Source organism: Pseudoselenomonas ruminis (assembly GCF_008271295.1).
Lineage (GTDB): Bacteria > Bacillota > Negativicutes > Selenomonadales > Selenomonadaceae > Selenomonas_A > Selenomonas_A ruminis.
Window position 1 is genome coordinate 609,927 of sequence record NZ_VTOY01000001.1, and the last position, 13,230, is coordinate 623,156.

A 13,230-nucleotide genomic window follows, 5' to 3' on the forward strand; every position below is an offset into this window, starting at 1 on the left:
GTAGTATATCACAAGCTATACATATTAATCAACGAATAGAGGTGATTTATCATGGCCGTTTATTACGACGCAGACCACAAAACCTACTACTGCAAATTCAACTACACCGACTGGACAGGCAAGAAACGCTATACTACAAAGCGCGGCTTTTCTGGGAAACGTGCTGCGGAGAAATTCGAGCGTGAATTTAAGGCGGCCGCCCTGGAATCGACTGACATAACCGTATCCACCCTCATCGAGAAATATCTCAACGACGAGAAACAACACATCCGGAAGTCAACATTTTTAAACAAAAGCCGTGCGCTCAACAAATATGTTGCTACCTATCTTGGGAATAAATCGATTACCAGTCTAACGCCCGCCACCGTCCGCCACTGGCAAAATCAGATATTATCCTGCACAAAAAAAGACGGCACACCGCTTGCCCGGTCTTATGCCGCCTATATCAATATCCAATTTTCGTCAATGCTTAATTTCGCCGTAAGGTATTGTGGCCTCAAGAAGAATCCTTTCCAGTCTACCGGCGCCATCAAAAAAAGGACAGCCGAAATGTCTATATGGGAAGAATCCCAGTTCCTAAGCGCCCTCCAGCATGTTTCCTCTCCTTTTTATCGACTCGAGTTCCTTATCCTTTTTTACTCAGGCATGCGGATTGGTGAATTTAAAGCGCTGGAGATAAGCGACTTCGATTTTACCCATGATACAATAAGCATTTCGAAATCTTATTCCAGCATTTCGCGAACCATCACACCGCCAAAGACAGATAGCTCCGTTCGTATAATCTCCATGCCACATTTGATTATGGACCGTCTGCAGCAGTATCTGGCCAAGTTATCCTATGAACCATCCCCACTTTTCCCACAAGATGGCCGAACGATAGCCTACCAACTAAAGAAAATGGCCAAAGCCGCCCAATTGCCACCCATCCGCGTTCATGATCTGCGTCACTCCCACGCATCCTACCTAATCCATAAACATATCCCCATCACATCCATAGCCAAACGCCTTGGCCATAAGAACCCGTCAATCACTCTATCTGTTTATTCCCACATCTACAAAGACTCTGACAGCCAAATAGCGGACATGATGGACGAATCTCTTAAAAAGTTGGTCAATGGTTAGTCAAACGTAAAAATATAAGCCTGTGACTCCTTAGTTTATAAGGTGTCACAGGCTTTTTTGCTAAAATTTAACATCTAGTTTAGCATAGATTACCATGACAAGCAAATTATTTTTCACAAATTCAACGATTTTTTTCTTTCATTTCGGCAATCTTATCCATAATTGCCTGCGAAAAAGCTTCGAGCTGTTCTTTATCCTTGTGGTCACCAGAAAAAACCATCGGCTCTCCGTAAATAACCTTGAGCTTCGGGAAATACCCGCCATTGGCAAAGATTTTATCGGTGCCGATAATCGCAGCCGGCACCACCGGCGCCCCAGTCATGGACGCGATAAGGCCCACGCCGGCTTCTGCCTTGCGCATCTTTCCCGTGCGGCTGCGGGTGCCTTCCGGGAAGAGTCCCAGGCAGCGCCCCTGCTTTAAAACCTGTATGGCGGCCTTAATCGCACCGCGGTCTGCCGCTCCGCGCTTTACCGGGAACGCATGGCAGGAAGTAATGGCACGGCCAAAAATCGGATTTTTAAAGAGTTCAATCTTGGCCATATAACTCACCGGCCGGGAGAGGAACGTTGCGACAAACGGCGGGTCCCAATTGCTCATATGGTTCGCCGCCAGAATGACCGCCCCCTCTTTCGGCATGTTTTCACGGCCGATAATCTCCGCGCGGAAAACGAGTTTAAACAAGAGGCCAAAGATAATCTGAAGCAATCCGTAAAGCATCGAATCACCTCACTGACACATGGAAAGGATACGGGCAACAACCTCATCGATGGAAAGTCCTGTCGTATCGAGCAGGGTTGCATCCTCAGCCTGAACGAGTGGCGAAATCTCACGCTCGCTGTCGGCCTTGTCGCGGGCAGCGATATCCTGCTGCAGTTTCTCCAGCGTGATGTCGTAGCCTTTTTCCTTCATTTCCTTCCAGCGGCGCATTGCCCGCTCCTCAATGGAAGCCGTCAGGAAAATCTTCACATCGGCATTTGGCAGTACATTGGTGGCAATATCCCGGCCATCCATGAGAACCGAACCGCGCTCTGCCATCTTGCGCTGGAGATCAACCATCTTCGTGCGGACAGGGCCCAGTGCTGCTACCTGCGATACGATGCCGCTGACCTCTGGCGTGCGGATAGCCGTGCTGACATCCGTACCATCGACCGTAACCTTCGTCTTGCCATCGGCATACGCAAGATTCACATCGATATCCTTGACCACCTCAAGAATCAGTTCATCGGTAATCTCCTTGCCCTGCTGAAGCGTTTTCCAGGCCACAGCACGGTACATAGCCCCGGTATCGATATAGGTGTAGCCGAGTTTCTTAGCCGCCAGCTGGGCAACCGTACTCTTGCCGGCGCCTGCCGGTCCATCAATGGCAACAACTAATTTCTTCAAAATCTTTTCCTCCTAAATGGATAATATGTTGATCAGCGTAAGCTGTCCAATGTCTGATAAAACGCCGGATAGGAAATGTTGACACATTCCGGGTTCTCAATCGTGACGCCATCACCAGCCGCACCGAGAATGGCCAGCGACATAGCGATGCGATGGTCGTCATAGGAAAAGGCCTGCGCATGCTGAATCGGCTTTCCGCCATGAATAACAAGGCCATCTTCCGTACCATCCACTGCCCCTGGGGCCAGTTTGTTGAACTGGTCGGTGATTGCCTGCAGGCGGTCCGTTTCCTTGACGCGAAGCTCGCCAGCTCCCGTAATGACCGTATCCCCTTCGGCAAACAGAGCAGCAACCGCAATAATGGGAATCTCGTCGATGAGGCGCGGCATGATTTCGGCACCAAATTTCGTGCCATGCAGCTTGCTGTAACGGACGCGGATATCGGCGGCCGCTTCGCCGCCGCTCGTGCGCTCGTTTACAAGCGTAATATCTGCCCCCATATCCTTGAGCACATCGAGGATACCCGTGCGCGTCACATTGACGCCGACGTTGCGAAGCAGCAAATCGCTGCCCGGAATGATGCAGCCAGCTACGAGCCAGTAGGCCGCCGAGCTGATGTCGCCGGGAACTTCGATTTCCTGCGGTGCGTTAAATTCTTTGACCGGATGAATCGTCACCGCCGTGCCATTTTTCTCCGTATGCACGCCGAATGCTTCGAGCATGCGCTCCGTATGGTCACGAGACGTGAACGGCTCCACCACCGTCGTATCGCCTTCGGCATACATGCCTGCCAAAAGGATTGCCGATTTGACCTGGGCACTGGCCACTGGGCTGTTGTAGGTCATGCCCTTGAGTTTCTGCGCCTGCGGAACAATCGTAATCGGCAGTTTCTGATTGTCCTGACGGCCATAGATTTTAGCTCCCATCTGGGATAACGGGGCAATAACACGGCCCATCGGGCGCTTATGAAGCGACGCATCACCGGTAAACGTCGTGAGGAATGGCTGTGGTGCCAAAATTCCCATCATCAGCCGCAGGGTTGTCCCGGAATTTCCCGCGTCGATAATCGTCTGCGGTTCCTTCAGTCCACGAAGGCCATTACCCGTAACGACGAGCTCCGTATCGCTTTTAAATTCCACGCTTGCCCCCAGCGCCTTCATGCAGGCCGCCGTTGACAGGCAATCCTGTGCATGCAGGAAATTCGTAATGTGGACTGGCGTGCTGCCAAGTGCCGAAAACATGACACTGCGATGCGAAATTGACTTATCGCCTGGGATTTGTACTTCGCCCTTCAGACCGGCTGCTGCTTTTGCTATCGTTTTGGTATCCATAAAGCCACTCCTCTAATTGTCATTAATCAATCATTCCATACGCACCAGTTGCCTGCCGCTGCGCCCATGGAAAAAGCTGCCTGAAGGTTGTAGCCGCCAGTATAGCCATCCACGTCAACGACTTCCCCGGCAAAGTACAAACCAGGAACGAGTTTTGATTCCATCGTCTTCGGGTTGATTTCCTTTACCGATACACCGCCCACAGTGACAATCGCCTCAGCCAGCGGACGGGTACCGGTAATCACCAGCGTCAAATCCTGCAGTGCCTCCACCAGCCGATGGCGTTCTTCCACCGTGATTTGATGGACCGGCTTATCCGGTGCCAAAAAAGCACTGTCGAGCACCGGGCCGATGAGCTTATGCGGCAGCAAGTCCACCAGGGCATTGCCGAGCTGCTTGCGCTGATATTTCTCAAAATCGCGCTGAATGCGGGCATCGAGTTTTTCCTCACTGAGCGCCGGTTTCAGATTGATGGATAATTCGACAAACCGGTCCTGTTCGGCCAGATATTCCGAAGCCGTCCGGCTCATCGATAAGATGATGGGCCCGGTCACACCGTAATGCGTAAACATCATCTCGCCAAACATCTCGGCGACTTTTTCGCCATCTACCCGCAGCGTGCCACGGACATTGCGCAGGGAAAGCCCCTGGACGTCCTTAACCCACTCATCTTCGGCCACCAGCGGCACCAGCGACGGCCGGACCGCCGCAATGGAATGGCCCAGGGCCTTGGCCATTTCATAGCCGTCCCCCGTCGAGCCGGTCCCCGGATACGAGGCCCCGCCAACGCAGAGAATCACGGCATCGGCTTTGTAAATCGCGCCCGTCTTCGTGCGGACGCCAGCAGCTTTCCCCTCCTGCGTGAGGATATCCTTTACCGCCGTATCCGTTTCAATGGCCACGCCTAATTCGTGGAGGCGTTCCACCATGGCATCGACTACATCCTGGGCCTTATCGCTGACAGGGAAAACGCGGTTGCCGCGTTCCACCTTCGTCGGCACGCCGAGGCCCTCGAAGAAATAAATGACGTCCTGATTGTCAAAGGCCCGCATCGAGCTGTTGAGGAACCGTCCATTGCCGTGGATATTGCGGATGATTTCGGGCACATCGGCAGCATTGGTAATGTTGCAACGGCCCTTGCCTGTAATCATCATCTTGCGGCCTGGCTTCTTCATTTTTTCGAGGATTGTCACTTCAGCACCGTTTTCGGCCGCCTTGATGGCCGCCATCATCCCGGCCGGGCCGGCACCTACTACCACGATTTGTTTCATTCTTTTATTCCTGCCAATCTAAATAATGCGGAAAGCTCTTTTGCCGTAAGCTCCCGATGTTTCCCGCGGCCTACGCCCTCAAGCGTAAGGCCGGCAAACTTGACACGCTTTAACGCCTTGACATCTGATCCGATGGCGGCAAACATGCGGCGGACCTGGCGGTTACGCCCTTCGTGGATGGTTATTTCCACGCGGCTCTGCCCGCCGCCCTGCGCTAACAGGTGCACTTTAGCCGGAGCGGTCATGCCGTCTTCGAGCCGGATTCCCTGCCGCAGGCGGTCCAGCGTCATTTCGTCCGGCTCACCGGCAATGCGGGCCACATAGGTCTTTTCCACTTCATATTTTGGATGCAGCAGACCGTTCATCAGCGCGCCATCATTCGTCAGGATAAGCAGTCCTTCCGTATTGTTATCGAGACGGCCCACCGGATAAATGCGTTCCTTCACCTCTGGCAAAAGGTCAAGGACCGTAGAACGTCCCCGCTCATCCTTAGCCGTCGAAATATAACCTTTGGGCTTGTTGAGCAGAAAGTAGACCTGGCGCTGCCGCGCGGAAATTTTCCTGCCATCCACGCGAATATCGTCAGCCTGCGGGTCAACTTTTACGCCAAGTTCCGTTACGAGCTTGCCATTTACCTTGACCCTGCCCTCTTGTATCATTTTTTCCGCCGCCCGCCGGGAAGCTATGCCGGCCTGGCTGATAACCTTCTGCAAGCGTTCCTGCATCAGAACAATCCTTTCATCAACTTCGTAATCCATGCCGTGAAATCCGACCAAAAAGTATGATAGGCAGCATCCTGTGCGGCCAGCAAATCCACGCGGTCGACCACATTGCCATCGACATAGCAAATCGCTTTGCCAACGACATCGCCTTTTTTGACTGGCGCGCTGATTTTATCCGGCACCTCGATTTTCTTCTCGAGCTTAGGATTTTCATCGTTTAGCGTTCCAATTACCGACTCACGGGCAGCGACCAGCGGCATCTCATTGATACGGGCATCGGCCACCTTTATCTTTGCCAGTTCTTCGCCCGCTTTGCAAAAAGCGCTGGGGCGCGTATGCGCAAAGCCGTAGTCCAGCATCGCATAAGCATCCGTCCACATCACGGGGTCGTCTAAGACGACAGCAATCAGCTGAACGCCATCGCGTTTTGCCGCCGAGACCACGCAGCGCCCAGCCCGCTCAGTATAACCGGTCTTGACGCCATTGCCGCCCCGATACTGCCAAAGCAGTTTATTTTCGCTCGTGATGTGTTTTGACGCGTCATGGAGCCAATTAAAATCGGCATCCTGGACACTAACGATGGACTCAAATTCCGGCAGCGAATAGCCATAAGCCGTAATCCGAGCCAAATCGTGGGCCGTCGTGTAGTGATTGTCATCCGGCAAACCATGCGCATTGACAAAATTCGTCCCGACAGCGCCAATCTCCCGGGCTTTATCCGTCATCATTTTGGCAAACGCCGGCACGGAACCGGCGATATGCTCCGCTACCGCCACCGTCGCATCATTTCCCGACTGCATCATCATACCCGTAAGCAGTTCCCGCAGCGGCATCTTATCGCCCTTTTCCAAATAGAGCGACGAACCTTCAATCCCCACGGCATTGGGGCCAACCGTTACCATATCATCAAGGTTGCCCTTTTCGAGGGCCAGAATCAACGTCATGATTTTGGTGGTGCTGGCCGGATACCGGCGCTCATCCTTGTTGCGCTCGTAGAGAATATTGCCGGTCTTGGCCTCAATCAAAATGGCCGAGCGGGCCATCAGATTGGGCATGGCATCATTTGGTGCTATCCGGATGCCAGCAGCCGCCGCATTAGGTTTTACGGCTTTGGCTGCCGGATGAATCACCGGATTTGCTGGCTGGGCAATCGCCACCAGCGCAGGCATTCCCACAAACAGCCCGGTTCCCACCAAACACGCTGCAACTCTCCGCTGAATTGCCTTGTTCAAAAAAATACACTCCTATCCCCAGGGGACTCTCTTCCCCTATATACATACATCCTATTGTATCATCTGCCTTATCCCTTGGCAAATCAAAGGCCTCAGCGTTTCTTGACGGCCTTATCGCCTAAAAGCTTTTTCAATTCCGCCTGGACTTCCTCACTGTCGTCCACCCAGAACGAATCCCCGAGTTTCTGCCAGCGTCCCTGATGGATATAGACGGGCAGTTCCCCATGATGCGCGGCCAAAATCGCTTTGAGTTTTTCCTTCGTATCCTCAGCCGTCTCGCCTTCGGGAAGCAGTAAATAATATTCGGGCTGATAGTCGCGCAGGGACCAGATTTTATCGGCCAAAATCTTGACCCCATCGTCAGCGATATCGGCCTTGCCCTGAATGACTACGGCCATATCGGGCACAAGCAGATTGACATTTTCGTAAAACGTCCGCGGGAATACGGTAACTTCGATGCGCTCGGTATAATCTTCGAGCGTCGCAAAGCACATGGTATCCCCTTTCTTAGTCGTGATGCGCTTGAGTTCCGTCAGCATACCGCCAATGCGGACGACCTGCTTATCCTTCACGACGCCAGTCGAAAGCGTGGCAATTTCTGGCAGATTGTCGAGTTTCCGCCGGAACTGGTCGAGCGGATGACCGGTGATGTAGAACCCCGTCGTATCCTTCTCCCATTCGAGGCGTTCTGCCTCGGAAACCTCATCAATATCCGGCAGCTTGAGTTCGCCGGCTTCCCCCATTGTCTCTTCGCTAAAGAGTCCCAGCTGGCCATTCATGGCATCTTTTTGCTGGCGCTGCGCCTCGCCCACGGCCTTTTCGAGCACGGCTAAGAGCTGGCTGCGCTTCGCCCCGGAGGTATCAAAAGCACCGCATTTTATAAGGCTTTCGATGACGCGCTTATTTACCTTACCCATATCCACGCGGCTGCAAAAATCTACGAGCGACTTAAACGGGCCATCCTCGCGGCGGGCCTGCGTGATATCCTGGATCGCCGCCTCGCCGACATTGCGCACGGCGGCCAGGCCAAAGCGGACGGCCTCACCATCGACACTGAAATTCGCCGAGCTGGCGTTGATGTCCGGTGGCAGGATCTTAATGCCCATCCGGCGGCAAAGTTCGATGTACGTTGGCACCTTCTGCGTATCCATGATGCTCGTAAGCATGGCCGCCATAAACTCCGACGGATAATGGGCCTTGAGGTACGCCGTCTGCCACGCCACCAACGCATAAGCAGCACTATGGGATTTGTTGAACCCATAATCGGCAAAATGCGTCAGCAAATCAAAAATCCGGTTGGCAAGGCCAGGTTCAATGTTGTTCTTGGCACAGCCCGACAGGAAGTTCGTCTTCTGCGCCATCAGGATTTCGTGTTTTTTCTTACCCATGGCACGGCGCAGCAAATCAGCCTGCCCCAGCGTGAAACCTGCCAATACCTGCACAATCTGCATGACCTGCTCCTGATAGAGCACGACGCCAAACGTTTCCTTTAAAATCGGCTCGAGCAGCGGGTGCATATACTGGACTTCCTTGCGGCCATGACGCCCGCCGATAAAGTCCTCAACCATGCCACTACCCAACGGTCCCGGGCGGTATAAGGCCACCGTCGGAATTAGGTCCGTAAACCCGCGGGGAGCCAAATCCTTCACGAGCTGCGTCATGCCGGAGGACTCCATCTGGAACACCGCGCCCGTGCGCCCTTCACAGAGCATTTTCGCCGTAAGCTCGTCTTCCAGCGGAATCTTGTTGATGTCAACGACTTCGCCGCGGGTCTTTTTGATATTTTCCAGCGTATCACTGATAACCGTCAGCGTGCGCAGGCCTAAGAAGTCCATTTTTAAAAGGCCCAGTTCCTCGACATGGTCCTTGTCAAATTCCGTTACGAGCGTCCCATCCGAAACCGAAACCGGCAGATAATCCGTCAGCGGATTCCGCGCGATAACGACACCGGCCGCATGGGTCGACGAATGACGTGGCAGCCCCTCGACCTTGCGGGCCAGGTCGATAAGGCGCTTAACCTCGGGGCTCGACTCATACATCGTCTTGAACTCTTTGGACTCTTTTAACGCCTTATCCAGCGTCATCTTGAGTTCATTCGGAATGAGCTTGGCTATGTCAGCCACCTGCGCATAGGGCATATTGAGTACCCGGCCCACATCGCGGACCGCGCCCTTGGCCGCCATCGTACCGAAGGTGACAATCTGGGCCACGTGGTCATAGCCATACCGCTCCTTGACATAATCGATGACTTCTTCGCGGCGGATATAACAAAAGTCAATATCAATATCCGGCATGGTTACGCGTTCCGGATTCAGGAAGCGCTCAAACAGCAAATCGTACTTGAGCGGGTCGAGATTGGTAATTCCCAACAGATACGCAACAATACTTCCGGCCGCCGAACCGCGGCCCGGGCCTACAGAAATGCCGACTTCGCGCGAATGATTGATAAAATCCCAGACAATCAGGAAGTAACTGTCATACCCCATCCGATGGATGATGCCCAGTTCATACTCCAGGCGCTCTTTGACTTCTGGCGATGCATCGGGATAATGCGACGGCATGGCCTGCTCGCAAAGTGCCCGCAGATAGGCTTCGTCATCCGCATACGGAGCCGGAATCGGATAATACGGCAGCTGGATATGACCAAACTCGAAATCCACCTGACAGCGCTCGGCAATCTTTTGCGTATTGGCAAGTGCCTCGGGATAATCGGGAAAAAGATTTGCCATTTCGGTCGGCGATTTTAAATAGTAGTCATCACTGTTAAACCGCATGCGGTCCGGGTCATCGATGGTCTTGCCCATCTGAATGCAAAGCAGCACATCGTGAAACTCGCTGTCTTCGCGTTTGACGTAATGGCAGTCATTGGTTGCCACCAGACCGACATCGTACTTTTGGGCCAGTTCAATCAGGCCAGCATTGGCCTTGCGTTCCTCGGGCAGGCCGTGATTCTGGATTTCGAGGAAGAAATTGTCCTTGCCAAAAATATCCAGATATTCCTGAACCAGTGCCTCAGCCTTCTCCTTATTGTCCTGAATAAGTGCGCGGGGAATTTCTCCGGCAATGCAGGCCGACAGGCAGATAATCCCCTCATGGTACTCGCGCAGCAGTTCCTTATCAATGCGCGGCTTATAGTACATGCCCTCAATGTTTGCCAGCGATACCAATTTCACCAGATTTTTATAGCCGGTCTGATTTTCCGCCAGCAATATCTGATGATAGTATTTGACGCCGCCGACTTCCTGCCGCTCCTTGCGGCCGGTTGGCGCGACATAGACCTCGCAGCCAATAATCGGCTTTATGCCCTGTTTTTTGCACTCTTTATAAAAATCAATAACACCGAACATGACGCCATGGTCGGTGATAGCCAGCGAATCCATGCCAAGCTCTTTCGTCGTGGCCACAAGCTCCTTAATGCGGCTCGCGCCATCGAGCAGGCTGAATTCAGTATGTACATGCAGGTGGCAAAAAGGAATCTTGCTGACCATTTCTATCACTACTTTCAACGCTATCTCATAAACAATCTCAAATCAGTATCTTTTAGTATACCATAGATACCCCACGCAAAAAAGCCTTCCCCGCCTGGAGAAGGCTTAAGCCTCAACTTCATGCACCCACCAACGCTTAGTGGATTTTTCCTTCTTTGAATGCCATCATCATCGCATGGGTAAGACTGAAATCATCGGCCTGCCCTTCGATGTCTTCACGCTTCATCCAGATGCCTTCTTTGAGCTCATCTTCTTCGAGCCGGATCGTCGTATCGCCATCAACCTCACAGAAAAAGCCCGTGAGAATATCGAGCGCACTGCCCCATGGCTGGGATTTGTAATAGCGGATATTTTTGACCTTGAGGCCAACCTCTTCCATGACTTCACGGGCCACACATTCCTCAAGCGTTTCGCCGATTTCGGTAAAGCCAGCCACCAAGGCATAGAACGACATCTTGCGGTTGGCGTACTTCGTCATCAGGATGCGGTCGCCGTCGATGACACCGACAATCACAGCCGGAATCAGCCGCGGATAAATCACGTTGCCGCAATCCGGACACACGAGTGCCCGCTCGACCTCCGAGTGCTGCGTCTCATGACCACAGCGGCCGCAAAAGCGGTTATCCCGATACCACATGGCAAGATGATAGGCCGTATACGCCGCATACATCAAATGACGCGGCCCCTTGTACCCATAGCGGATGTCGCGCAATGACTCATAGCGGTAGCCCTCAGCCGCCACATCCTCTTTGGCAAACACCAGATAATAATCCTGCTCATCAAGCGAAAAAAGATACTGACAGTCAAAATCGCCCGCCAACTCCTGCCGCTTCGGAAACATCAGCTGATGCTCCTCTCCGCCGACCAGAATCGCCTTGTCCTTGAGGCAAATAATCATATCCTCCGGCTGGCATTCCTTGTCTGCCTGATACTGATTGTGTAACTTATGCGGTCCTATATCCTGAATCATGACAACGCCCTCCACGAAAACTGTTAACCCAGCCTCATTGTATCACAAATTAAAACCGTTGGCACGAGCCTCAGCCTGTACCAACGGTTATCTTTCTTAACAATATGCCTCTTTACGCGCCACTCATATTTTAAATTTCCGTACTTCATTGCTGAGCAGTTCCGCCTGGCGGCTTAGTTCTTCGCTGGCCGAAGCACTTTGTTCGCTGGTAGCCGAGTTAGCCTGTACCACCTGCGATACCTGCAGCACGCCCTGATTAATCTGTTCAATCGCCAAGCTCTGTTCCTTCGAGGCCTTGGCAATGGATTCCACTAAGTCTGCCACCTCCGATACATTTTCCACGATGGTCTTAAGTTTTTCCGCCGCCTGCTTAGCCGATGCCTGTCCATTATCGACCTTGGCAATCGAATTTTCAATCATCTCCGTCGTCTCTTTGGCCGCCTTGGCACTGCGTGCCGCCAGATTGCGAACCTCTTCGGCCACTACCGCAAAGCCCTTGCCATGCTGGCCTGCCCGGGCAGCCTCTACCGCCGCATTGAGTGCCAAAATATTTGTCTGGAAAGCGATTTCATCAATGACTTTGATTATCTTTGAAATATCGTCCGAAGAAGCATTGATTTCTTCCATTGCCCGCAGCATGCGCAGCATGTCCTCATTGCCTGCTTCCGCATTTTCACGGGTAATGACAGTGATACCATTGGCCCGCTCCGCATTATTGGCATTGCTTTTCGTCTGGGAAGAAATCTCCGCAATTGAGGCAGACAATTCCTCGACCGAAGATGCCTGCTGCGCCGCGCCTTGCGACAGGACCATGCTCGAATCGGAAATATTCTTGGCGCCGCCGGCAACCTGTTCAGCGGACGATGCAATTTTTTCCATAATGGCCTTCATCGCTTTCTTCATCGTGTTGGTATTATGGCCAAGCTCCGCAATCTCATCCTGTCCACTAAGTACAATATCCTTGCCGCTCAAATCGCCGCCAGCAATAGCTGCTAATGTCTTTTGCACTTCGAGAATCCGCTTCATTTGCTTGGTGATGATCCCGGTTGCCAATACCCCCATAATCAGCACCAGCAGGAGAATCGTAACAATCATATTGCGGACGAAACGATGCTGGACTTCGATTACCGGCGCGCTCGGTGCACCGACAAAGAACATCCCCAGTCGTTCTCCACTCGTTGAAACAATGGGCAAATAGCAGGTAAAATACGGCACCCCAAGCACATCGGTCTCAACGGACAAGGATTCGCCGCGGCCGATTACTGCCTCGACCACCTTTTCTCCCGCCTGAGTTCCCACGGCGCGGCGGCCCTCCTGTTTTATGGTTGTCGAAACCCGCGTATTGCCACGGAAAATGGTTATCGCATCATCACCAGCAATGCCATCAATTCCGTCAGTCAGGTCTTCCATGAGCCTGTCGCCCTTGTACAGCCTGCCATCTTTAATCTGCCAATCCCCCGGATACTGCTTGTCCAGCAGCATGCTAAGGTGCTTCGCATCATCAGATACCTTGCCAATATAGACAGCGGAAAAGGCATCATCGGCATTCTTATAGGCCAGGATACCAACGCAGAGGCATGCGAACGCAATACATACGTTCAGGAATAATACTGTTTTCTTTTTCAGATCCATCTTATACCTCCCTGTCTCAGTCCGTCGGGCATAATTCATCCAATATTTTCCGAGCAATCTATTATGTTGCAATATTCG

10 protein-coding genes are annotated in these 13,230 nt (G+C 52.6%); 1 reads left to right on the plus strand and 9 read right to left on the minus strand.

The features are described 5' to 3' along the window. The first annotated feature begins 51 nt into the window (after nt 1-51). Entirely contained in the window at nt 52-1,122 is a 1,071-nt protein-coding gene (locus FZ040_RS02720; protein ID WP_149170587.1) for a site-specific integrase, read from the plus strand. A gap of 121 nt (nt 1,123-1,243) precedes the next feature. Here the strand turns inward: FZ040_RS02720 and FZ040_RS02725 are convergent, their stop codons facing one another. From FZ040_RS02725 to FZ040_RS02765, 9 genes are all read right to left on the minus strand, one after another. Next, nucleotides 1,244-1,840 carry a lysophospholipid acyltransferase family protein gene (locus tag FZ040_RS02725; protein WP_149170588.1) on the minus strand — a complete coding sequence of 199 codons (597 nt, stop codon included), beginning with the start codon at nt 1,838-1,840 and terminating at the stop codon, nt 1,244-1,246. Between the two features lie 9 nt (nt 1,841-1,849). Next, nucleotides 1,850-2,506 carry a (d)CMP kinase gene (cmk, locus tag FZ040_RS02730; protein WP_149170589.1) on the minus strand — a complete coding sequence of 219 codons (657 nt, stop codon included), beginning with the start codon at nt 2,504-2,506 and terminating at the stop codon, nt 1,850-1,852. Nucleotides 2,507-2,538: 32 nt separating this feature from the next. Continuing rightward, nucleotides 2,539-3,837: a 3-phosphoshikimate 1-carboxyvinyltransferase gene (gene aroA, locus FZ040_RS02735; RefSeq protein ID WP_149170590.1), complete on the minus strand. Its 1,299-nt coding sequence runs from the start codon at nt 3,835-3,837 to the stop codon at nt 2,539-2,541. Nucleotides 3,838-3,863: 26 nt separating this feature from the next. Beyond that, nucleotides 3,864-5,108: a BaiN/RdsA family NAD(P)/FAD-dependent oxidoreductase gene (locus FZ040_RS02740; protein ID WP_149170591.1), complete on the minus strand. Its 1,245-nt coding sequence runs from the start codon at nt 5,106-5,108 to the stop codon at nt 3,864-3,866. Then, on the minus strand, nt 5,105-5,833 hold the full coding sequence (locus FZ040_RS02745; protein ID WP_149170768.1) for a pseudouridine synthase: 729 nt from the start codon (nt 5,831-5,833) through the stop codon (nt 5,105-5,107). Before FZ040_RS02745 ends, FZ040_RS02740 begins: the two co-directional genes overlap by 4 nt. Beyond that, nucleotides 5,833-7,062 carry a D-alanyl-D-alanine carboxypeptidase family protein gene (locus FZ040_RS02750; RefSeq protein WP_255448705.1) on the minus strand — a complete coding sequence of 410 codons (1,230 nt, stop codon included), beginning with the start codon at nt 7,060-7,062 and terminating at the stop codon, nt 5,833-5,835. The genes FZ040_RS02745 and FZ040_RS02750 overlap by 1 nt, the downstream gene beginning before the upstream one ends. A 92-nt stretch (nt 7,063-7,154) precedes the next feature. Continuing rightward, nucleotides 7,155-10,538: a DNA polymerase III subunit alpha gene (locus tag FZ040_RS02755; RefSeq protein WP_149170770.1), complete on the minus strand. Its 3,384-nt coding sequence runs from the start codon at nt 10,536-10,538 to the stop codon at nt 7,155-7,157. A 148-nt stretch (nt 10,539-10,686) separates the two neighbouring features. After that, entirely contained in the window at nt 10,687-11,520 is an 834-nt protein-coding gene (gene nudC, locus FZ040_RS02760; protein ID WP_149170592.1) for an NAD(+) diphosphatase, read from the minus strand. 123 nt (nt 11,521-11,643) lie between these two features. Further along, entirely contained in the window at nt 11,644-13,152 is a 1,509-nt protein-coding gene (locus FZ040_RS02765) for a methyl-accepting chemotaxis protein (RefSeq protein ID WP_255448706.1), read from the minus strand. Between the last annotated feature and the right edge of the window lie 78 nt (nt 13,153-13,230).

Bases quoted from the DNA above. Each gene is read 5' to 3' on its own strand.
- FZ040_RS02745 (WP_149170768.1), bottom strand. From the start codon at position 5,833: ATGCAGGAACGCTTGCAGAAGGTTATCAGCCAGGCCGGCATAGCTTCC.
- FZ040_RS02725 (WP_149170588.1), bottom strand. From the start codon at position 1,840: ATGCTTTACGGATTGCTTCAGATTATCTTTGGCCTCTTGTTTAAACTC.
- FZ040_RS02740 (WP_149170591.1), bottom strand. From the start codon at position 5,108: ATGAAACAAATCGTGGTAGTAGGTGCCGGCCCGGCCGGGATGATGGCG.
- FZ040_RS02720 (WP_149170587.1), top strand. From the start codon at position 52: ATGGCCGTTTATTACGACGCAGACCACAAAACCTACTACTGCAAATTC.
- aroA (WP_149170590.1), bottom strand. From the start codon at position 3,837: ATGGATACCAAAACGATAGCAAAAGCAGCAGCCGGTCTGAAGGGCGAA.
- FZ040_RS02765 (WP_255448706.1), bottom strand. From the start codon at position 13,152: ATGGATCTGAAAAAGAAAACAGTATTATTCCTGAACGTATGTATTGCG.
- nudC (WP_149170592.1), bottom strand. From the start codon at position 11,520: ATGATTCAGGATATAGGACCGCATAAGTTACACAATCAGTATCAGGCA.